Source organism: Streptomyces sp. CBMA29 (genome assembly GCF_014596445.1).
Classification (GTDB): Bacteria; Actinomycetota; Actinomycetes; order Streptomycetales; family Streptomycetaceae; genus Actinacidiphila.
On sequence record NZ_MECL01000126.1, the window covers coordinates 36064 to 57771 of the forward strand.

General features: G+C 68.6%; 13 protein-coding genes and 3 pseudogenes. 10 read left to right on the forward strand and 6 right to left on the reverse strand.

Annotation, left to right across the window (positions count from 1 at the left end):
• Positions 1-52: 52 nt before the first annotated feature.
• Positions 53-1051: an ornithine carbamoyltransferase gene (gene argF, locus BGM09_RS17985; protein WP_188282637.1), complete on the forward strand. Its 999-nt coding sequence runs from the start codon at positions 53-55 to the stop codon at positions 1049-1051.
• A 68-nt stretch (positions 1052-1119) separates the two neighbouring features.
• Here argF and BGM09_RS17990 read toward each other — a convergent pair whose 3' ends face one another.
• Positions 1120-1569, reverse strand: coding sequence for an ATP-binding protein (locus BGM09_RS17990; RefSeq protein WP_188282638.1), 450 nt, complete (start codon positions 1567-1569; stop codon positions 1120-1122).
• A 258-nt stretch (positions 1570-1827) separates the two neighbouring features.
• Here BGM09_RS17990 and BGM09_RS17995 point away from each other — a divergent pair, with 258 nt between their 5' ends.
• Together BGM09_RS17995 and BGM09_RS18000 are read left to right on the forward strand one after the other, a co-directional pair.
• Positions 1828-2655 carry an enoyl-CoA hydratase family protein gene (locus BGM09_RS17995; protein ID WP_188282639.1) on the forward strand — a complete coding sequence of 276 codons (828 nt, stop codon included), beginning with the start codon at positions 1828-1830 and terminating at the stop codon, positions 2653-2655.
• Between the two features lie 2 nt (positions 2656-2657).
• Complete coding sequence (locus BGM09_RS18000; RefSeq protein WP_188282640.1) at positions 2658-5024, forward strand: bifunctional salicylyl-CoA 5-hydroxylase/oxidoreductase; 2367 nt, start codon at positions 2658-2660, stop codon at positions 5022-5024.
• A 17-nt stretch (positions 5025-5041) separates the two neighbouring features.
• Here the strand turns inward: BGM09_RS18000 and BGM09_RS18005 are convergent, their stop codons facing one another.
• The gene (locus BGM09_RS18005; RefSeq protein WP_188282641.1) at positions 5042-5932 is read right to left on the reverse strand and encodes a PaaX family transcriptional regulator C-terminal domain-containing protein; all 891 of its coding nucleotides are present in this window, start codon (positions 5930-5932) and stop codon (positions 5042-5044) included.
• Positions 5933-5951: 19 nt separating this feature from the next.
• Positions 5952-7589 (reverse strand): AMP-binding protein, encoded by a 1638-nt coding sequence (locus tag BGM09_RS18010; protein WP_188282642.1) that lies wholly within the window; start codon positions 7587-7589, stop codon positions 5952-5954.
• Positions 7590-7691: 102 nt separating this feature from the next.
• Between BGM09_RS18010 and BGM09_RS18015 the strand changes: the two genes are divergently transcribed.
• Together BGM09_RS18015 and BGM09_RS18020 are read left to right on the forward strand one after the other, a co-directional pair.
• Positions 7692-8927: an acyl-CoA dehydrogenase family protein gene (locus BGM09_RS18015; RefSeq protein ID WP_188282643.1), complete on the forward strand. Its 1236-nt coding sequence runs from the start codon at positions 7692-7694 to the stop codon at positions 8925-8927.
• Positions 8924-9322, forward strand: coding sequence for a RidA family protein (locus BGM09_RS18020; protein ID WP_188282644.1), 399 nt, complete (start codon positions 8924-8926; stop codon positions 9320-9322). Before BGM09_RS18015 ends, BGM09_RS18020 begins: the two co-directional genes overlap by 4 nt.
• Before the next feature lie 30 nt (positions 9323-9352).
• Here BGM09_RS18020 and BGM09_RS18025 read toward each other — a convergent pair whose 3' ends face one another.
• The gene (locus BGM09_RS18025) at positions 9353-10504 is read right to left on the reverse strand and encodes an L-talarate/galactarate dehydratase (RefSeq protein WP_262928377.1); all 1152 of its coding nucleotides are present in this window, start codon (positions 10502-10504) and stop codon (positions 9353-9355) included.
• A 177-nt stretch (positions 10505-10681) separates the two neighbouring features.
• Between BGM09_RS18025 and BGM09_RS39195 the strand changes: the two are divergent.
• From BGM09_RS39195 to BGM09_RS18045, 5 genes and pseudogenes are all read left to right on the forward strand, one after another.
• Positions 10682-10933 (forward strand): annotated as a pseudogene (locus BGM09_RS39195) (maleylpyruvate isomerase N-terminal domain-containing protein); the annotation flags it as partial.
• A 2-nt stretch (positions 10934-10935) separates the two neighbouring features.
• Positions 10936-11325 carry a hypothetical protein gene (locus tag BGM09_RS37775; RefSeq protein WP_223187194.1) on the forward strand — a complete coding sequence of 130 codons (390 nt, stop codon included), beginning with the start codon at positions 10936-10938 and terminating at the stop codon, positions 11323-11325.
• A 386-nt stretch (positions 11326-11711) separates the two neighbouring features.
• A pseudogene (locus BGM09_RS39200) lies at positions 11712-12206 on the forward strand (transposase); the annotation flags it as partial.
• A gap of 129 nt (positions 12207-12335) precedes the next feature.
• Positions 12336-12599 carry an esterase gene (locus BGM09_RS38885; RefSeq protein WP_317452758.1) on the forward strand — a complete coding sequence of 88 codons (264 nt, stop codon included), beginning with the start codon at positions 12336-12338 and terminating at the stop codon, positions 12597-12599.
• A 236-nt stretch (positions 12600-12835) separates the two neighbouring features.
• A complete protein-coding gene (locus BGM09_RS18045) occupies positions 12836-13366 on the forward strand; it encodes a DUF6924 domain-containing protein (RefSeq protein ID WP_188282645.1) in 531 nt (176 codons plus the stop codon).
• A gap of 454 nt (positions 13367-13820) precedes the next feature.
• On the opposite strand, the gene BGM09_RS18050 is transcribed toward BGM09_RS18045, so the two are convergent.
• Together BGM09_RS18050 and BGM09_RS18055 are read right to left on the reverse strand one after the other, a co-directional pair.
• Complete coding sequence (locus tag BGM09_RS18050; RefSeq protein ID WP_188282646.1) at positions 13821-19568, reverse strand: FG-GAP-like repeat-containing protein; 5748 nt, start codon at positions 19566-19568, stop codon at positions 13821-13823.
• A gap of 873 nt (positions 19569-20441) precedes the next feature.
• A pseudogene (locus BGM09_RS18055) lies at positions 20442-21096 on the reverse strand (transposase); the annotation flags it as partial.
• Between the last annotated feature and the right edge of the window lie 612 nt (positions 21097-21708).

The following is a 21708-nucleotide window of genomic DNA, read 5'->3' on the forward strand; positions in this document are numbered from 1 at the left end:
CGTTCGTCCCGCACCCCCGACCTACCCGCACCCCCGACCTAGGAGTCCCCGCATGGCCGTCGACCTCAAGGGCCGCCACTTCCTCAAGGAGCTGGACTTCACGCCCGAGGAGTTCCGCCACCTGGTGGAGCTGGCCGCGGAGCTGAAGGCGGCTAAGAAGGCGGGCGCCGAGGAGCAGCGACTGCGCGGCCGTAACATCGCGCTGGTCTTCGAGAAGACCTCCACCCGCACCCGGTGCTCCTTCGAGGTCGCCGCCGCCGACCAGGGCGCGTCCACCACCTACCTCGACCCGTCCGGCTCGCAGATCGGACACAAGGAGTCGGTCAAGGACACCGCCCGCGTGCTGGGCCGGATGTTCGACGGCATCGAGTACCGGGGCAGCGGCCAGGCCGTGGTCGAGGAGCTGGCCGCCCACGCGGGCGTCCCGGTGTGGAACGGCCTCACCGACGAATGGCACCCCACCCAGATGCTCGCCGACGTCCTCACCATGACCGAGCACAGCGCGAAGCCGCTCACCGGCATCGCTTACGCCTACCTCGGCGACGCCCGCTCCAACATGGGCAATTCGCTGCTGGTCACGGGCGCGCTGCTGGGCATGGACGTACGTGTCGCCGCGCCCGCCAGCCTGTGGCCGCAGGAGTCCGTGGTCGCCGAGGCCCGCCGCCTCGCCGAGATCTCGGGCGCCCGCGTCACCCTCACCGAGGACGTCACCGAGGCCGTGCGCGGCGCCGACTTCGTCCACACCGACGTGTGGGTGTCGATGGGCGAGCCGAAGGAGGTCTGGGACGAGCGGATCGCGCTGCTGGCGCCGTACGCCGTCACCGCCGACATCCTCGCGGCCACCGGCAACCCGGACGTGCGCTTCCTGCACTGCCTGCCCGCGTACCACGACCTGGGCACCGCGATCGGCCGCGAGATCCACCAGCGCACCGGGCTGACGTCGCTGGAGGTCACCGACGAGGTCTTCGAATCCGACCGGTCGGTGGTCTTCGACCAGGCGGAGAACCGTATGCACACCATCAAGGCGGTCCTGGTGGCGACGCTGGCCTGAGCCCGGTGCCCGCACCGGTCCCGAGCCCACGCCCGGCCGCTGCGGCGGTCAGCGCAGGTCAGCGCAGGTCAGTGCAGGGTGAACCAGACGGCTTTGCCGGTGCCGGTCAGCCGGTAGCCGGAGTCGGCGCTCAGCGCGCGGATCAGGATCAGGCCGCGGCCGTGCTCGGCCAGGTCGTCGTGGCGCGGGGGGTCGGGCTGGGCGGGGATCAGGAGATTGAGGCCGACGGGGAATTCCAGGCCCTGGTCGTGGACCTCGACCTGGAAGCCGTGCGGGAGCAGTTCCACGAACAGCTCGATGTCGCCCGGCGGGGTGTGCTCCACGGCGTTGGCGACGACCTCGGCGGTGAGGAGTTCCGCGGTGTCGGTGTCGGGGCCGGTGTCCTGACCGAGTTCGACCAGGACGGTACGGACCATGGCGCGCGCCAGCGGGACGGCGGCGGGGGAGTGCGGCAGGTCGATCCGCCAGACCGTCGGCCGGTCGGGGAACTCGCCTGCGGTGCGGGTGGGGCTGGTCATCGCTGCTCCGATCCTGACGGGGCGGGGGCTCGCTCACCCCGATGTCCTCCACCCTAGGAATCGGACAATACGGTCAGCAGAGGCGTCCGGAAGGAAGTCGTAGGGACCAAAGGCCCGCGAGCGGGCGGACCTCCGGCCCGTACCCGGCCGCGCGCGCCGCTCTCGGTCCGCCCGGTGTTCGCCCCCCGCCTCCTCCTTGTCTCGCCCTCCTGACGACAGTCACAAACAGGTGATAACGTCGAGACGAGGAGGCCGCGCATGAGTCCGTATCCCAGCTCCGCGAGCCCCACCGGCCACTGGCGCCATCTGCGCGTCGACCGGGCCGAGGGCGTCGTCACCGTCACCTTCGACAGGCCGGAACGGCTCAACGCACTGACCTTCGGCGCCTACGCCGACCTGCGCGACCTGCTGGCCGAGCTGGCCAGGGAGGGTGGGACCCGCGCCTTGGTCCTCGGCGGCGCGGGCCGCGGTTTCTGCTCGGGCGGCGACGTGGACGAGATCATCGGCGCCACCCTGGCCATGGGCACCGGCGAGCTGCTGGAGTTCAACCGGATGACCGGACAGGTCGTCCGGGCGATCCGCGAGGCGCCCTTCCCGGTGATCGCCGCCGTGCACGGCATCGCCGCGGGCGCGGGCGCGGTGCTCGCCCTCGCCGCCGACTTCCGGATCGTGGAGCCCTCCGCGCGCTTCGCCTTCCTGTTCACCCGCGTCGGCCTGTCGGGCGCCGACATGGGCGCCGCGTATCTGCTGCCCCGGCTCGTCGGGCTCGGCCACGCCACCCGGCTGCTGATGCTCGGCGACAGCGTCGACGCGGCGGAGGCGGAGCGGATCGGCCTGGTCAGCCAGAGCGCGCAGGAGGGCGGCGCCGACGAGGCCGCCGCCACGCTCGCCCGCAGACTGGCGGCGGGCCCGGCGCTGGCCCATCAGCAGACCAAGGCGCTGCTCACCGCCGAGTTGGACATGCCGCTGGGCGCCGCCGTCGAAATGGACGCCGCGGCGCAGGCGTTGCTCATGACCAGCGCCGACTACGCCGAATTCCACGCCGCCTTCACCGCGAAGCGCGAGCCGAAGTGGGAAGGCCACTAGCCGTGCCCGGCGGCCACCGGACGGCGGGCGCCCGCCGTCCCGAGCGCATCGCCGTCATCGGCGGCGGCCCCGGCGGCCTCTACGCCGCCGCGCTCCTCAAGCGCCTTGACGCGGACCGGACGGTCACGGTGTGGGAACGCGGCGCGCCCGAGGACACCTTCGGCTTCGGCGTCGTCTTCTCCGACGAGACCGTGGGCGGCATCGAGAACGCCGACCCGGCCGTCTACGCCGCCATGCGCGAGGAGTTCATCCGCTGGGAAGCGATCGACATCCGGCACCGCGACCGCCTCACCCGCTCCGGCGGCCACGGCTTCGCGGCCCTCGACCGGCGCCGGCTGCTCGCGCTGTTGTACGAGCGCTGCCGCGACCTCGGCGTGGACGTCCGCGTCCGCACCCCGGCCCCCTCCGCCGCCCGGCTCGCCCTCGACCACGACCTCGTGGTGGCCGCCGACGGCGCCCACAGCGCCACCCGCGCCGCGCACGCCGACGTCTTCCGCCCCCGCCTGACCACCCACGGCTGCCGCTACATCTGGCTCTCCGCCGACCTCCCGCTCGACGCCTTCCGCTTCGAGATCCTGGAGACCCCGCACGGCGTGATGCAGGCCCACGCCTACCCGTACCGGCCGGGCGCCAGCACCTTCGTCGTCGAGATGGCCGAGGACGTCTGGCGCCGCGCGGGCTTCGACCGCGAAGCGGCCGAAGCCACCGCCACCGCCACCACTATCGCCGCCTGCGAAAAACTCTTCGCCCGCCTCCTCGACGGCCGCGCCCTGCACGCCAACCGCTCCCGCTGGCAGCCCTTCACCACCGTGGTCAACGAGCGCTGGCGGCACGGCCGTACGGTCCTGCTCGGCGACGCCGCCCACACCGCGCACTTCTCCATCGGCTCCGGCACCAAGCTCGCCATGGAGGACGCGCTGGCGCTCGCCGCTTCCCTGCGTGAACAGCCCGACACCGAAACGGCGTTGGCCGCGTACGAGAGCGAGCGGCGGCCGGTGGTGGAGAGCACGCAGCGGGCGGCGCTGGCCAGCCTGGAGTGGTTCGAACGGCTCGGCGCTTACGTGGACCAGCCGCCGACGCAGTTCGCGTTCAATCTGCTGACCCGCAGCCGCCGCGTCACGCACGGCAATCTGCGGCTGCGCGACCGGGAGTTCACCGACCGCGTCGAGCGCGGCTTCGGGGCGCCGCCCGGCACTCCGCCGATGTTCACCCCCTTCCGGCTGCGCGGCCTGACGCTGCGCAACCGCGTCGTCGTGTCACCGATGGACATGTACGTGGCGCGCGACGGCCTGCCCGGCGACTTCCACCTCGTCCACCTGGGCGCGCGAGCGCTCGGCGGGGCCGGTCTGGTGATGACCGAGATGGTCTGCGTCAGCCCGCACGGCCGGATCACCCCCGGCTGCACCGGCCTGTGGAACGGCCAACAGGAAGCCGCCTGGCGGCGGATCACCGATTTCGTCCACCAGCAGGGCGGTATGGGCGGGACCGGTGCGGGTGCGAGCGGCACCGGCGGCACCGGCACCGCCATCGGCCTCCAACTCGGCCACAGCGGCCGCAAAGGCTCCACGCGCCTCATGTGGGACGGCATCGACCAGCCGCTCCCCGACGGCAACTGGCCGCTGGTCGCCCCCTCGCCGCTGCCGTACCGCGAAGGCGTCAACCAGGTGCCGCACGCCCTGCGCGCGGACGAACTCGCCGAGATCCGCGACCAGTTCGCGGCGGCGGCCGAGCGCGGCGCCCGCGCAGGTTTCGACCTGCTCGAACTGCACTGCGCCCACGGCTACTTGCTCTCCTCCTTCCTGTCCCCGCTCACCAACCACCGCACCGACCGTTACGGCGGCGACCTCGCGGGGCGGCTCCGCTTCCCGCTCGAAGTCCTGGACGCGGTACGGGAGTCGTGGCCGTCCGACCGGCCGCTGACGGTACGGATCTCCGCCACCGACTGGGCGCCGGGCGGCGCCACGGGAGACGACGCCGTCGCCGTGGCCCGCGCGCTGGCCGAGCACGGCGCCGACGCCGTGGACGTCTCCACCGGCCAGGTCGTCGCCGACGAGCGGCCCGCCTTCGGCCGCTCCTACCAGACGCCGTACGCCGACCGGATCCGTAACGAGACGGGCCTGCCGGTGATCGCGGTCGGCGCCATCTCCTCCTGGGACGACGTCAATTCGCTGCTGCTCGCGGGCCGCGCCGACCTCTGCGCACTGGCCCGCCCGCACCTGTACGACCCGCACTGGACACTGCACGCCGCCGCCGACCAGTCCTACGAAGGCCCCGGCGCGCCCTGGCCCACCCCGTACCTCGCGGGCCGCCGCCCGGCGCCCACCGGCCGTACGGACGCGCCGAAACCCCGCCTGGCGCTGGACTCCTGAGCACAACGGGGCGGCGGCTACTGGTCCGCCACGAAGCGCGCCCCCTGGTCGCGCAGCAGCACATGCAGCGCCGTGAACACCGCCGCCGAGCGGATGCCCGGCCAGTCCGGGGGCAGCAGCGCCGGGGGCAGACCGGGGTCGGCGTACGGCAGGCGCCGCCAGGTGTCGAGCGCCCGCAGATAGTCCCCGAAGGCCCGCTCGGGCGAGGGCGCGCCGACCCCAGCCCCGGACTCAGCCCCGGACTCGGCCCTGGCCCCGGACTCGGCCCCAGCCCCGGCCCCGGCACCCGCCCCCGCCGACCACCTCCCCAGCACCGGCTCGTGCGCGGCCAGGAACGTGTGGTGCAGCGCGGCCAGCGCGTCCAGATCCCACCAGCGCCGTACCGCCTCCTCGGTCGCGGTGAAACCGAGGTGCGCGCCGCGGAACAGGTCGACGTACGGGGCCAGTTCGAGCCGCCGCAGCACATGCCGGGTCTCCTCGTGCAGCGCGCCGGGCGCCACCCACACGCCGGGCGCGGCCGTACCGAAGCCGAGTCCGGCCAGCCGGGACCGCAGCAGGTGCCGCTTGTGCCGCTCGGACTCCGGCACCGAGAAGACGGCGAGCAGCCAGTCCTCCGGGTCGGGATCGGGCGCGGCGCCGACCCCGTAGATCCGCCCGTCGCCGTCCGCGAGCAGCAGCCGCGCGTCGTCGGACAGCGCGTACGCGGCGGCCCCGCCGACCCGGTCGGGCACGAGGTGGCCGCGCCGCTTGAGCCGGGAGACCGCGGACCTGACCGACGGCGGGTCCACGCCCACCGCCCCCATCAGCCGGATGAGCGCGGCCACCGGCACCCGGCCCGCCAACTCCGCGCGCCCGTAGGCGCCGTAGAAGGTGAGGATCAGGGAACTCGGTGTGTGCTGCTCGGTCACATGATCACCCTAGGGTGTCTCAGTCCAGGTCGCGCAGCCGGAAGCGCTGGAGCTTGCCGGTGGGCGTGCGGGGGAGCGCGGGCACGAAACGGATCTCGCGCGGCGCCTTGTACGGCACGATCACGCTCTTGGCGAAGTCCCGCAGCGCGCCCGCCGCCCGGTCCCCGCCGTCCACGCCCTCGTGCAGCACGACGAACGCCCGGACGACCTGCCCGCGCTCCTCGTCCGGCACCCCGATCACCGCCGCCTCCCGCACATCCGGGTGCCGCAGCAGCGCCTCCTCGACCTCGGGCCCCGCGATGTTGTACCCGGCCGAGATGATCATGTCGTCGGCGCGCGCCACGTAGTGAAAGTAGCCGTCGGCGTCCCGGATGTAGGTGTCACCGGTGAGATTCCAGCCGTCGCGCACGTACTCCGTCTGGCGTTCGTCGGCCAGGTACCGGCAGCCGGTCGGCCCGCGCACGGCCAGCAGCCCCGGCTCGCCGTCCGGTACCGGCCGCAGGTGCTCGTCCACGATCCGCGCGGTGTAGCCGGGCACCGGCAGCCCGGTCGCGCCTGGGCGGGCCGCGTCGTCGGCGGCGGAGATGAAGATGTGCAGCAGCTCCGTCGCCCCGATCCCGTTGATCAGCCGCAGTCCGGTCCGCTCGTGCCAGCCCATCCAGGTCGCGGCGGGCAGATTCTCCCCCGCGGACACGCAGCGGCGCAGCGACGAGACGTCGTACGACGGCAGGTCGTTGAGCATCGCGCGGTACGCGGTCGGCGCGGTGAACAGCACGCTGACCCGGTGCTTCTCGACCGCCGCCAGCAGCTCCTCCGGCCCGGCCCGCTCCAGCAGCAGCGAGGACGCGCCCGCGCGCAGCGGGAAGACCACCAGGCCGCCGAGTCCGAAGGTGAAGCCCAGCGGCGGGCTGCCGGCGAAGACGTCCTCGGGGACCGGGCGCAGCACCCGCGCGGAGAAGGTGTCCGCTATGGCCAGCACATCGCGGTGGAAGTGCATGCAGCCCTTGGGGTGCCCGGTCGTGCCCGAGGTGAAGGCGATCAGCGCCACGTCGTCCGCCGAGGTCGGCACCGCCTCGTACGTCTCGGGGCGCCCCTCGGCCAGCCGCAGCAGATCGTCGTCGCCGGTACCGCCGTACGGGGTGATCCGCAGCCCCGGCACGCGCGCCGCCGTCAGTTCCTCCAGATACGCGGCGTCGCACAGCGCGTGCGAGACGCGGGCGATCCGGCCCACCTCCGCCAGCTCGTGCGCGCGCTGCGCGGCCAGGACGGTGACGGCCACCGCGCCCGCCTCCAGCACGGCGAGCCAGCAGGCGACCAGCCAGGGGGTGGTGGGGCCGCGCAGCAGCACGCGGTTGCCGGGGACGACGCCCAGCTCGTCGGTGAGGACGTGCGTGATCCGGGCGGTCGTCGCGCGCAGCTCGGCGTACGTCCACTCCGAGCCGTCGGGCAGCCGGAGGCAGGGGGCGTCGGGGCGGCCGGTGGCGAGGAGTTCGGCGGCGCAGTTGAGCCGATCGGGGTAGGAGAGACCGTCGTCGTCGAAGCGGTCGCCGTCGCGGCCGTCGCGGCTGTCGAGGCGGGCGAGGCGTGGCCACTGGTCGGGCGGCGGGAGGTGATCGCGCGCGAAGGTGTCCACATGGGCTGAAGGCAGCAGGTCCATGGCGACAGTGCCCCTCGACGAGTAAGCATCCGGCGGACGATTTCAGCGTAACGTGTTGATGACGGCAGTCAACAGGACGCGATAAAGCGAGGAGGCGGGGCGATGGAGGACGGGGTTTCCGGCGGTGCGGATTCCGACGGTCCGGCGGCCGGGGAAGAAGCCGTCGGTGGCGCTGGCGGCACCGCCGGCGTGGGTGACACCCGTGTGGCGTTCACTCTCGATCCGGCACGGGCGGCCTGGGCGGACCGGATCAGGGCGCTCGCGGCGGAGCGCCTGAAACCGCTGGCCGAGGCCGGTGAACCGGGCCGCGTCAACCGGCCGCTGCTGGCCGGACTCGGCGCCCTCGGACTCCTGGCCCGCGTGCTGCCCGGTGACGGCGCCCCGGTCTCCGCCCTCGACCTCTGTGTACTGCGCGAATCGCTGGCGCGCGAGTGCACCGAGGCCGAGACCGCCCTCGCGCTCCAGGGCCTGGGCGCCCACCCGCTGCTCACCGCGCCCGCCGTCGCCGCGCGCTGGCTGCCCGAGGTGACCTCGGGCCGGGCCGTCGCCGCCTTCGCGCTCACCGAGCCGGGCGCGGGCTCCGACGCGGCGGCGCTGTCCCTGGCCGCCGAGCCGGACGGCGCCGGCCGCTGGCGGCTGACCGGGGAGAAGTGCTGGATCTCCAACGCGCCCGAGGCCGACATCCTCACCGTCTTCGCCCGGACGGCCCCGGGGCCCGGACCCGGCGGCAGCGGCGCGCGCGGCGTCACCGCCTTCGCCGTCCCCGCCGACCGTCCGGGGCTGACCGGCGAACACCTCGACATGCTCTCGCCGCACCCCATCGGACGGCTGGTCTTCGACGGCGTCCCGGTCGGCGCCGACGACCTCCTCGGCGTGCCGGACCACGGCTTCCGTACCGCCATGGCCACCCTCGACCTCTTCCGGCCCAGCGTCGGCGCCTTCGCGGTCGGCATGGCGCAGGCCGCACTCGACGCGGCCGTCGCGCACGCGGGCGAACGCACCGCGTTCGGCGGCCCGTTGAAGGACCTCCAGGCCGTCGCGCACCCGCTCGCCGAGATGGCCACCCGCACCGAGGCCGCCCGGCTGCTGGTCTACGCGGCGGCCACCGCGTACGACACCGGCGCGCCCGACCTGACCGCCCGCGCGGCGATGGCCAAGCTCTACGCCACAGAGACGGCGCAGTACGTGGTCGACGCCGCCGTCCAGATCCACGGCGCCCGCGCGCTGCGCCGTGGCCACCTGCTCGAACACCTCTACCGCGAGGTGCGCGCCCCGCGGATCTACGAGGGTGCCACCGAGGTCCAACGCACCATCATCGCCAGGGAGTTGTACCGATGAGCCTGCGCCGTATCAACCCGGCCGAACTCTCGCCGCCCGCCGGCTTCTCGCACGCCGTCACCGCCACCGGCCGCAGCCTGGTGATGCTCGCGGGCCAGACCGCGCTGGACTCCTCCGGCGCGGTCGTCGGCGACGACCTGCCCGCCCAGTTCGAGCGCGCCCTCGCCAATCTGCTGACCGCTCTGCGCGCGGCGGGCGGCACCCCGGCCGATCTCGCCCGGCTCACCGTGCACACCACCGATGTCGCCGCGTATCGCGCGTGCGCCGCCGAACTCGGCCGGATCTGGCGGGAGTCGGCGGGCCGGGACTATCCGGCGATGGCGGTGATCGGGGTCGTCAGACTCTGGGACGAACGGGCCCTGGTGGAGCTGGACGGCATCGCGGTGCTGCCGTAACGCCCCTTCCCGCGCGCGGATTCGGCCGCGCTACGCGTCCACGCCGGTCCGACAGCTCTCGCGCGTCCAGGCGCGGGCCTGGTCGGTGAGGGTGAAGCCGAGGCCGGGGCGGTCGGACAGGTGCATACGGCCGTCCCGGATCTCCAGCCGCTCGTTGAACAGCGGTTCGAGCCACTCGAAGTGCTCGACCCACGGCTCGTGCGGGTAGGCGGCGGCCAGGTGGAGGTGGATCTCCATGGCGAAGTGCGGGGCGAGTTGCAGCCGGTGGTGGTCGGCCAGCGCGGCCAGCTTGAGGAACTGGGTGATCCCGCCGACGCGCGGTGCGTCCGGCTGGATGATGTCGCAGGCCCGCGCGTCGATCAGCGCCACGTGCTCCGCGACGCTGGACAGCATCTCCCCGGTGGCGATCGGCGTGTCCAGCGCGGCGGCCAGCGCGGCGTGCCCCTCCGCGTCGTACGCGTCCAGCGGCTCCTCGATCCAGGTGAGCCCGAACGACTCCAGCGCCCGCCCCAGCCGCGCCGCAGTCGGCCGGTCCCACTGCTGGTTGGCGTCCACCATCAGCGGTACGCCGTCGCCGAGATGGGCCCGTACCGCTGCGAGCCGCTTGAGGTCCTCGGCGCTGTCCGGCTGACCCACCTTGATCTTGACGCCGCCGATGCCGCGCTCCAGCGAGGCCGTCGCGTTCTCCATCACCTGCTCGACGGGCGTGTGCAGAAAGCCGCCCGAGGTGTTGTAGCACCGCACCGAATCCCGGTGCGCGCCCAGCAATTTGGCCAGCGGAAGGCCCGCCCGCTTCGCTTTGAGATCCCACAGCGCGATGTCGAACGCGGCGATCGCCTGCGTGGCCAGGCCGCTTCGCCCCACCGAGGCGCCCGCCCACACCAGTTTCCCCCACAGCCGCCCGATGTCGTTGGGGTCCTCACCCACCAACTCCCCGGCCACTTCCCGCGCGTGCGCGAACTGGCCGGGCCCGCCGGCCCGCTTGGAGTAACTGAACCCGATCCCCTCGTGCCCCTCCTCCGTCCCGATCTCCGCGAAGAGCAGCGCGACCTCCGTCATCGCCTTCTGCACCCCCGTCAGCACCTTGGCGTCGCTCACCGGCACCGCCAACGGCAGATACACGGACGACAATCTGACCGACCGAATCCGGTCACCGGCGGACGGCATCGACACCACGGACATCTCCCCGATCACATATCTAAACGCCAAGCGCATCCCTGAACGCGCCCAGCATACGACCGCCCCCCGCTCCCCGACAGTCCGTGCTCAAGGAGGACGAGATCCACCGGTCACCGATGAGTTCGACCGGCACGCCCAGTCGTACCCGGTACAGCGAACTCCTACGGAGAGACCGATCCCTTGACCGAGCTGAACGCGGACCGTGCCCGGCAAGCGATCGTCGGGCACACCCGACGTCTGGCGGAATCAGCCGCCGCGGCCGGGCCCGGGACCGCTGTCCCGACGGCTCCGAAGTGGACCGTCTCCGACCTGGTCACGCACGTGGGTCAGACGCAGCACTGGGTCGCGGAGATCATCGAGCGGCGCATCACCGACCCCGCGCACCTGCCCACGCAGATGGCCGTACCGCCCACCGACCCCCGCGAGTGGCCGGCGTGGCGGACCGGCCGTCCGAGATCGACGCCGGCATCGCTGCCGCGCTCATCAGCAACCACTTCGCGATGCTCACCTCTCCCACGTGGGAAACGCAGCGGCCCGACTCCGCGCACGCCATCCGCGGCACCGGGCAGACCTTGCAGTGGCTGGCCACCGACACGGGAGACAGCCCGGGTGCCTGGTCCGTCGAACGGCGGCCCGACCGGGCGGCGTGGAAGCCGGAAGCCCGCCAGGCCGACGTCACGGTGACCGGTCCGGCCCGATCGCTGCTGCTGACCCTGACCCGACGCCTTCCCCTCACCGACCGCGAAGCGACCGGCATCAGGATCGACGGCGAGACCGGCCTCGCCCAGCACTGGCTCGACAACACCGCCCACGTCAGCGGCTGACCGACCTCGCGGCCTGCGATATCCGCGGATCAGATGTCGCGGAAGAGACCAGCGGACACGGTGACCTGCGGGGTTTTACTGTCGGAGTCTTTTGACCTGCGTGAATGTTCTTTCGGCTGTTTCACGCTCGTACTGGCTGATGGGCCGGAAGTCTCAGGAAAGTCCCAGAGAACTCCCGTAGGCAGGAGCCACTCTTTCGGCTCGGTACAGGGCTCACGGGTGGGCTGTGGGCTGGTGCTCGTGTATCCACGTTCTGACCCGAATGAACGGCAACTCGCACTGCTCGAGCGGCTCGCGACCGGTGAGGAGCATCCCGCAGCGTGGGCGCTTGGAGATTGGCGGTCTGCTCATGCCTTGCGCGATCGAGGTTTGCTGAGAATCAGCCGGTGCGGCGGGGAAACGACCAGCGCTGGTGGGGCGGGGTTTATCTGCGGGGGCTGCTGACGGACGGGAAACGGAAGTCGGTGGAGCCGATGGCCGCCCGGCTCGGGGCGGACGGCAACCGGTAGGCGTTGGCCAACTTCATCACGAACAGTCCGTGGGATCGGCGCATATCCGGGCCCATCTGGCCTGGCGGACGGAAGCGGCGATCGGTCCGAAAGCACTGGTCTTCGACGATACCGGGTTCCCCAAGGACGGGACCGCGTCGGCGTGTGTGTCACGGCAGTACACCGGGACCGCGGGCAAGGTCACCAACTGCCAGGTCGGCGTCTCCCTGCACCTGGCCTCGGATCAGGCGTCGGCGGCGGTGGACTGGCGGCTGTTCCTGCCCCGGGCATGGGACCCCGCCTCGCCGGAGGCCGACCCGGACAGGACCGCCCGGCGCAAGCGCTGCGGCATCCCCGACGACGTCGGGCACGTGGAGAAGTGGCAGCTTGTGAGGACGGCCAGGAAGGCTACCTCCCGCCCGGGATCCGCGACGCCCTCGCCTGGGCCTGAACCCGCCCGCCCAACCCTCCAGGAGACACCTATCCCCACCCCATCTCCGGCCTCCCCCACGGACCCTCGACGTGATCTGCCTCCCGACGCCCGCCACCACACTTCCCCTCGGCCGCATCCGCCCGCTCTGGGAACCCGCCACCCACGCAGGCTGGACCATCCACGCCCACCTCGGCCTGGCCACCACCGAGGTACTGCTCGCCCGCTGGCCCGCCGCCCCCGACCACTGGCCCGACCTGATCCGCCCCACCCTCTACGAGGTCACCGGCCTGTGCCACGCCCTCACCTACGCCACCGCCGCCCTCGATCTTTCCGACCGCCTCTCCCAGAATTGAAAAGCTCGACTACAACAGCAGCGAGGAAGACCACAGAAGAATCAGCGCAGTCACCTCGCCTTGGCGTTTCCATTGGTCTACTCGACCGTTGCGGGCCAAGTAAACTCCAAGTAGGGTGCGCCCGACCGCCTGGGAGACAGCCAGGTATAAGGTTCAGCTCGAGTGGTTGCGGACCGCCAACCCCACACCACATATGACAACATAACGATGGGGCGACGGCTGACGGAACGTCGTCCGTGAAACTGATTGCCGGACTACATCGAAAGGCCCCCACCATGCATCTCGTAATATCCGAGCACGATGAGTTCGCTGCACTAGTCATCAGGACTGACTTCTCCAACGAGGGCGCCTGGCAGGCGATCGTCACGGCGCTGGCTCAGCCATGGGGCTACAACAGCGAACTGGAAAGCCGCACTCATATCATCGATGAGCCAGACTGGGCTGGGGCGGCCTCCGAGGCGGTAATAGACGCACTTGAAGGTGTCGACGAGGTACCAGTGATCTTCATCGCCGACGCCGTGACAATGACTTCGCCACATCAGGCGCTGCTCGCTATCGACCGATCACCTGAGGAAGATTTCCTGGACCCGATTTATGATCGGGAAATTATCGACTCCCCCTCCCCGCGTGAACTGCGATCCACTCCGGCGGGTGTCCACGCAATTCACGCCAACCTAACCCTTGCAAACATGGACTTTTCGGACTACGCCGAAGCGGCGGCAGAAGACCCCACGGGCGTGTTTCACGATTTTAAGGATGGCTCCTGAAGGCAGTCCCCCCAAGGGTATCCGCGCGCCGGATTCGATGCTGGATCGAGCGATCCGGGGGCGAGTTTGCGGTCACGAGCCAGCCCTTGCGTTCGGCAGCGCAATACGCCGTCCGCACACACCTCCGCCGGCCGCTCCGGCGGGATCGACGCCAGGAGCGGACGACGGATATCCCGCAGAACTTGAACGCCTGATTGTCGTTCAGGTCCACACCCGGCACCGCCACGGTGAGGAGCAGCCCTGGACCGAGCTCCCGAGCCGGCACCTCGGCTACATCGAATACGACTGACAGGTCCTCAGTATCCAGTGGCGGCGCGCGGGAGGGCCTCAATCCGGCACCCCACGCACGCTCGTCGACGACACCGAGAAACAACAATCAGCTTTGGGAACGCCGACGGCACTTCGGTTCAACGTTGCATAATCAAACAGTCACGTGAGGTAACTCCCAAGTACGTTACATCGGTGCGTATCTGTTCCCGTAAACACGACGCACGTTGATTACTGCAACCAAGAATTGGTCCCCACGGACCATTCTATTGGCCGACAGAAATCCGCTCATCAGACCCCCCTGGGTATTATTCTCCGCCCGCGGGACGTCTTTGATCTTTGCCCCTATACCACCCTCAAGAGTCGAGGCAAATGGGTACTCGTCACAACTTCGTACTCTGATTCCCGTACCTTTATGCTGCTCCTTCCACCGATCGCACCCAGAAAGGGTGCGATTAATATCCCGAACGACTGTACTCCTGCTTGCAGTGAGAAGAAAAGGACTTCCGGAGTTAATCGACATCATGTCATGAACGGCGATTTCCGGTGTCACTTTTCCATCGACCACGAACACGGGAAGCTTTTTGCAGTCATATTGCGAGAGGCCGTAGGACCATTCGCAGTCGTCGGCAAGCTGATCCCACTGCGGCTTGGTAAGCTTCTCCGGCACCGGGAGCAAATCCAAGAATTTATCTACATAATTTGATGTCGTGCTCCCAAAAGGATCGAGGGCACACGACACCCCGCCCAGCACCCTAGCAACGGTCCCCCCGACACCGAGGCGCAGTGCCTCTCGTTCTGCCAGCTTTCCCACTATACGGCCGGGGCTTACGGCCCATTGGCCTGTCGGGTCAGTCTTGTGAGTGGGTGAGTTGTCGGCGTACGAGTAGGCGGAATTGTACGGCGCGTCTACGCGGAGTTGGATGGGGTCCGTAGTGGTGAAGCGGCCGAGGGTGGGGTCGTAGTTGCGGGCGCGGAGGTTGAGTCCGGCTGCGCTGGTGGTGCGTTCGCGGTATTGGCCGGTGTAGCCGAAGGGGTTGGCGGGTGGGCTGGTGGCGGTGTCGGTCTGGGTGTATTCGCCGTAGGCGGTGTATGCGTAGCTGGTTTGGAGGGCTCCGGCGCCGTTGGTGAGGTCGGTGACGGAGCCGAGCTGGTCGTGGTGGTAGTAGAACGCGGCGTCGTCGCTGTTGGTCTGGGCGTGGATCTGTTCCAGCGGGCTGTACTGGTAGTACGCGATGAGGTAGCCGGTGGCGTTGTAGTCCGATGATGCCTGGGGCAGGGCGTAGTTGGTGTCCCAGACGGTGGTGCGGGCGGTGGCGCCGTTGGTCTTGGCGGTGGTGCGATTGCCGTCGGTGTCGTAGGTGTAGGCGTAGGTGGAGCCGCCGGTGGTCAGGCCGGTGAGGTGGTTGTTGGCGTCGTAGGTGTAGGTGTTGGCGCCTGCACCAGTCTGGTTGCCGTCGTTGTCGTAGGTGAAGGGACGGGTGGTGGTGCCGCTCAGGGTGCTGGTGAGCTGGTCGGCGTTGTTGTAGGTGTAGGTGGTGAGTGCGCCGTTGGCGGTGGCGGTGGTGCGGTTGCCGACGCCGTCGTAGGTGTAGGTGGTGCCCGCGGCGGTGTTGGGGCAGGTCGCGGCCTGGGTGGCGGAGGTGCAGTCGGTCAGGAGCCGTCCGGCCTGGTCGTAGGTGTAGTACTGGTGGCTGTCCGGTTTGCCGAGGCGGTTGACGTCCACGCGGGTGGGCTGTCCCGCGTCGTCGAGGGTGAGTTGCCAGTTGGCCAGGGTGGTGGTGCCCTTGGTCGAGCCGATGGCGGTCAGGCGGCCGTCACGGTCGTAACCGCGTTTCTCGGTGTAGCCGTTGGCGCCGGGCATGACGGTGGAGGTGAGGTTGTCCGACGGGTCGTAGCCGAAGGTCGTGGTGCCGCCGGTGGCCTTCTGGGAGTTCTGGCGGCCGTCGTCGTCGTAGGTGTACGTGATCTTGTTGCCGGTGGCGGGGGCGGTGACGATGGTGGCGCCGGTGAGGTGTCCGGCGTTGTCGCCGCTGAACAGCCGCAGGTGGTTGGTGGTGTCGGTGGCGACGATGTCCAGTGTGGTGCCGGCGTTGAACTGGCCGGTGGCCGGGAGGCCGAAGGTGGTCCAGTCGGCGGTCTGCAGGATGTAGGTGCCGAACCCGCCCGTGCCGTTGGCGGGGTAGAAGCGGAGTTTGTTGTTGGCAGTGTCGCGGGCGAGGAAGTCGGTCTTGCCGTCTGCGTTGAAGTCGCCCGGCACCAGGTACATCGCTCCCCAGCCGCCGCCGAGGTCGGTGCGGGGGTTCAGGGTGCCGTCGCCCTTGCCCGAGTAGAAGTACAGGTGGCCGTCGGTGGAGTTGATGGCCAGGACGTCGAGTTTGCCGTCATTGTTGTAGTCCAGCGAGATCAGCCGGTACGTCGCCCAGCCGGTCCCGACCGTGGTACGGGTCCCGAACCCGCCGGTGCCGTTGCCGGGGTAGAAGTACATGGTGTTCGCCGACGAGCTGATCGCGAGGAAGTCCTGTTTGCCGTCGCCGTTGAAGTCCCCGGCGGTCAGCGCCATCACGCCCCAGCCCTGGCCGAGGTCGAACGCGGCGGCGAAGCCGCCCGCACCGTTGCCGTTGTAACGCAGCAGGTGGCCGGTGGACTTGTCGATCGCCAGTAGGTCGATCTTGCCGTCGCCGGTGTAGTCAATCGGCAGGACCTGGTTGAACCCGGTACCCGAACCGGTCAGGGTCGAGCCGACGGTGAAGGTGCCGTCGGGGCGGCCGAGGTAGGTACGGATCGTGTTGGTGGCATCGGTCCGGATCACATCGGTAATGCCGTCACCGTTCAAGTCCGCGGACACGGTCTGGGTAGTGCCGGTCCAGTCCAGCGCCGCTCCGGCCGCGTAGTCCTGCGAACGGGACGACAGGTGGCCCGCGTCGTCGTAGGTGTAGGCGAACGCGCCCTTGCCCGCCGAGGGCGTCACTGCGGTCAACTGCCCGTTGTCGTCGTATCCGTAGGTCCGGGTGCCGGTCCCGTCGGTGACGGTCTTTCGCTGGCCCGTCGCGTCGTAGGTGAAGCCCACCGCCGGAGTGCTGTCGCTGAACGTCGTCCCGCTCGGCAGCCCGCGGCCGTCGAAGACCGTCGTGGACACGGTTCCGCGCCCGTTGGTGACCTTGGCCGGGTTGCCGTCCGGGTCGAACTCGACCGATTGGGTGTTGCCCAGCGGGTCGGTCACATCGGTCTGCCGATCGGCGTTGTCGTAGCCGTAGGTCGTCGTGTGGCCGTTGTCGTCGGTGCGGGTCGCCAGAGTGCTGCTGAGGTTGTAGGTGTAGCTGGTGACCGCGTTGTCGGGGCCGGTGACCTTCTTGATCCGGCCCAGCTCGTCGTAGTCGGTCTTGGCGACCTGGTTCAACGGGTCGGTGACCTGCGTGACCTTGTTCATCGCGTCGTATTCGGTACGGGTGGCCTTGCCCAGGGCGTCGGTGACCTTCGTCTGGTTCCCCGCCGGGTCGTAGTCGTACGCCGTGGTGAACTGCGTCTTGTCCGCACCCGTCGCATTCCCCCGCGGGTCGACCTGGGTCCGCATCCGTCCGTCGAGGTCATATGTCCAGGAGGTGACGAAGCCCAGAGGTGACGTCTGGCTGACATGGTTGCCTGCCGCGTCGTATCCGTCTCTGGTCACCTTGAGCAGCGGATCGGTGCTCGTGAGCTGCCGGTCCGCGTCGTCATACGTGAACTTCGTGACCTTGTTGCGGGCGTCCGTCGTGGTAGCGATGTTGCCGTTGCCGTCGTAACTGGTCTTCGTGGTGTGATCCAGACCGTCGGTGACCGAGATGACACGGTTCAGAGCGTCGTACGCCGTCACGGTTTCCGCCCCAGACGGGTCGACAGTCCGGGTGCGGTTGCCGCTGCCGTCATAACCAAAGGTGGTGGTGAACTTAGCCTTGTCCGCCCCCGCGACATTCCCCCGCGGCGACGTCATCGACGCCAGCCGATTCGCCCCGTCGTAGGTGTAACTGGTCTTGTTCTGCGCCGGGTCAATCGTGGCGGACACGTTCCCCGCCTTGTCGTACTCGGTCCTGGTCACCTTGTTGTCCGGACCCGTCACCGAGACCTGGCGGTTGAACTTGTCGTATCCGTACGTGGTCACGTGGTTCAGGGCGTCCGTCACCGTGAGGACGTTCCCGTTGTCGTCATAGGTGTACGACGTCGCGTGCCCCAGCGGATCCGTCTGTTTCTTGAGCCGGCCCGCTGTGTCGTACTCGGACGTCGTACTGAACTTCGCCTTGTCCGCTCCCGTGACATTGCCCCGCGGATCCGTCTGCGACGTCACCCGACCGGCATTGTCATACGTCGCAGAGGCGATGTTCCCCTCCGGATCAGTCGTCGACGTCAGATTACCGACGCTGTCGTACCCATAGTGGGTTACCCGGTTACCCGGCTCCGTCATCGTCTCGACCAGGCCACTGGCCGTGTAGGCGTACGACGTCACCCCGGCCGGTCCCGATTCCGACAGCATCCGCGCACTGGACCCGTCATAGGTGTATGTCGTCTTATGGCCACGCCCGTCAGTGTGCGCCTTCAACCGGTCCGACGCGTCGTACTCCCACGCCTCGGACGTGGTGTCGACCTGTGCCGATATGACGTTGCCATGGCTGTCGTACGTCATGTCGGTCGCCGCGTATTTACCGTCGGTGCTCCTGGTGACATTGAGCTGCGGGTCGTACGTACGGCGGGGGCCATTGCCGATCGGGTCGTAGCTGTTGAGCAGCACACCGGCCTGATAGACGTCTGTCCAGATGCCCCCGTTGGGGTCCGTCATATCGGATTCACCAGAACCGACAGGCGCACCAGAGGTCGGAACCCAGGCGAAAGTGGTGGTCTTGTTGTCGGCGTCGATCTGCTGAGTGATCCGCCCGGTCGACGGATCGTAGGTGTTCTGCGTGACAGTATTCCCCGCGGGATCCACAATCGTCGCCAGCCGCCCAGCGGCGTCGTACGTGTAGTGCGTGACACCGGTGTCCGTGCCGGTGACGCTGGTCAACTGACCACCGGTGTAGGCGTAGTGCACCGACCGGCCGTCCGCGAGCGTCACCGCGGTCAAACGGCCGCTGCCGGTGTCAACGTCGAGGGAGGCCGTCCGCCCAGCAGCATCAGTTACCGAGCTGAGCACGCCTGAGGTGTACGTGAGAGTCAGACCGCGGCCGTCACTGTCCTTCATCGCGGTCAGCTGGCCTGTCTGGTCGAACGTGCGCGTGCTGTGGTCCAACGCGGTAACGGTGAACCCCCCGGCTACCGCCACTAGCGTGTAGCGAACCGGCTTCGGTGTCGCGTACGACCCGTCACCGTTTTTCGTGAACACCACACGCGCACCATCGGCATCAACCAGAGTCGCCTTATCGCTGGCAGGGATCAGCGATGACTCGAAAGCAAGAGACCAGCCCTTCCCGACCAGACCCGTCGTCGAAGTCGCATCCGAACGATACGAACGCGCCAGCGCAAAAGGCACCCCCGCCCCAGGAACAACCGCATCCGTCACCGTCTCAGATACCGTTCCCGTAGCGGTGTTGACCGGATCGGCACGATTGGTCTGATGCGAACACGAGCACTGACCATCCATCCCGCCGGGGATACCCGGAGTGAAGACAGCAGGCGCGGTGGGTGACGTCACGGGAGCACCCCAGGCATAGGGAACATAGAATGTTCCTGAAGAATCGCGGTGCTCCTGAAGCTGGGTCGGAAAATAAATCTTCGCGTAGTAATTCGTCCCCGCCTTGCCCTGCAACACTCCGTCTCCGATGTCGAAGCCGCACAGGTTTTCAGGAAACGTCGGTACGATCCACCTGATGCAACTGCCGCTGGTGTCACCGTCCACCGGACTATCAAGGTCGACATATCGGTCCGCGACCAATGAGTTATTCGAAGCCTGGTAAAGCTGCAGATGCATGAATAGTGGAAACCCCGGCGGAGTAGCATCCACCACTACTTCCCACGTCGTTCTCCCCGGGGAAACCCAAGTAGTCGCTCGCGGATTAACCGGCGGGTTCCCCAGTGCCGCCGTGACATCGCCATCGGCGTACGGCTCAACAATCCCTTCACGATTCTTTCCCCGGGCTATGGCATGAGCGACAACGGAATCAACGGCGGAAGCACCGACAGTGCGATTCGGATCGATTCCATCGGCTTCCAGTGCTTTCTCATCACCTTCTGTCATTGGCTGCGGCAGAGACCCTTCGGTTACCTCCTTTCCGAACCGACGCTGGGGAGCAATATCCCAAAAGGGTGACCTACGACTTTCGGTGACTTGCGTACGCCGTTCAGTGAGTGTCATTGCGCGCTCGGGCTTCACCGGACGTACCGTCGCAGCCGAGGACGCAGACGCCGATGCCGGTGAAAACCCATGATCATCATCGCTACCGTGGGCGCCAGCTGCGGCCGGAAGGCCAACCGCGACAGCACTAACCACCGCCAAGACCCCAATGCCGCAGCGCACGCGACGCCATGAATTATCCATCAATCCCCCCACGGAATCTTCACACGACATGCAGAAGGTTCGATTCTTGAGCGCGCTCGTCCTCACGTCAAGACCCCGCAAAGCGGAGGAATGAATTCCCCCAATTCCCATTCATGGAATATTCCTACCAAAAGCCGCATCGTTAGCCCGATCTTTCGTGACGGTTCGTCGGTTCTTTCGGTGGGCCGTTTCGGCTTGTCTCGCGGATTGTGGGCAGGTGGCGGCCCGGCTGTTGTGCCGGGTGAACGCCGGTTTCCACGGTTCCGGTGGGAGTGCTGCTGGTGCAGGGAGGGCTGTTGTGGCTGATCAGCCGGGTTTTGGAAGGGCGTCGAGTCTCCGGATGGCGTCGGTGATGACGTCGGTCCAGGGCCAGAGGCGGGCGCAGTGGAGGTGCCGCCGACGGGCGGTGCTGACCAGTTGAGCGGCGGCGGAGAAGAGCCGCAGCCGTAGGCGTCGAGGTTCCCAGAGCCGGGGCTTGCCGGCCAGGGCAAGTATCGGCAGCCAGGCCAGTAGGTCGAGTGCGGCGATCGGGATGTCGGTGGTGTTTGTGGCGAAGCAGGTCAGCCGCAGTCCGTCGGTGTCGGTGAAGCGCGACTGTGCCTGGGTGGGGTCGTTCCTTGCGGATGATCAGCCGCATCCCGGTTGGCCAGCCTTTCAGGACATCGCGGTCGAGGATCTCGCCTCCCGGTTCGATGGCGGGTGTCCAGGCAGAGGCGGGGACTTTGAGGACGGCCTGGTGGGTGGCGTCGGTGATGGTCATCCCGACCGAGTACGACAGCCACCTCCCGCGTCTTGCGAGCCACGCAACGAACTGGTTGGTGTCGGTGCGGATCAAGGTGGAGCGGTCTCGTCGATATCGCTGGGGAAGCTGGACCAGGGACTGCTGGGCGTTTCCTTCCTGCGAGACCGGTCCGCGCTCGCTGCGTTGGAGTGACTGCCCCGGGTGCTGAAGGCTGGTAATGATAAGAACCCGGATGTGATTTCTGAGAATAGTCAATAATTCTGAAGCCGTCATTGATCCGAAATGTATGTTGCTGTACCCCCCGACTCAAAGGAGTTCGCCTCTGTCCACCCGTGTCGATGAAAAGACGTGCCCATAGGCAAACGAGTCTCACCCGTGCTGGACTGGTTGGCTCATTGGCCAAAGGACGGGCTCGCGCTGCGAGGATTCGTGGCTTCCATCGATTTCGCGGCGTTGAGGCCGGGAGCGGCGCGTGCACTGCGGGTGGGAGACATCGAGAGCTACTGGAAGCCGGTGCCGGCTTCCTTCTGATTCCTTCCCGGATCGGCGAAGGCGCGGAGCGGAGTGCGGATGGAGCCTGCGGTGTTCGGCGAGTTCCTGCTTCGCCGGCGCTGACTGCAGTCTTGAGGTCGGAGATCGCTCGTTGTGAACTCCGTTCCGACGATGCCGTGTTCGCGGGTGACGATGGGCAGGAGCTGTCAGGCGTTGCCTGTCGACGGTCCTGGCGGCAGGCGAGGTATGCAGTCGTCGGTGCGCAAGCGATGTCCTCTCCCTCGGGAGGGCGACTGTTTGACCTGCGCGACGCGTGTATTGAGGAATGGCTGCGGAGCG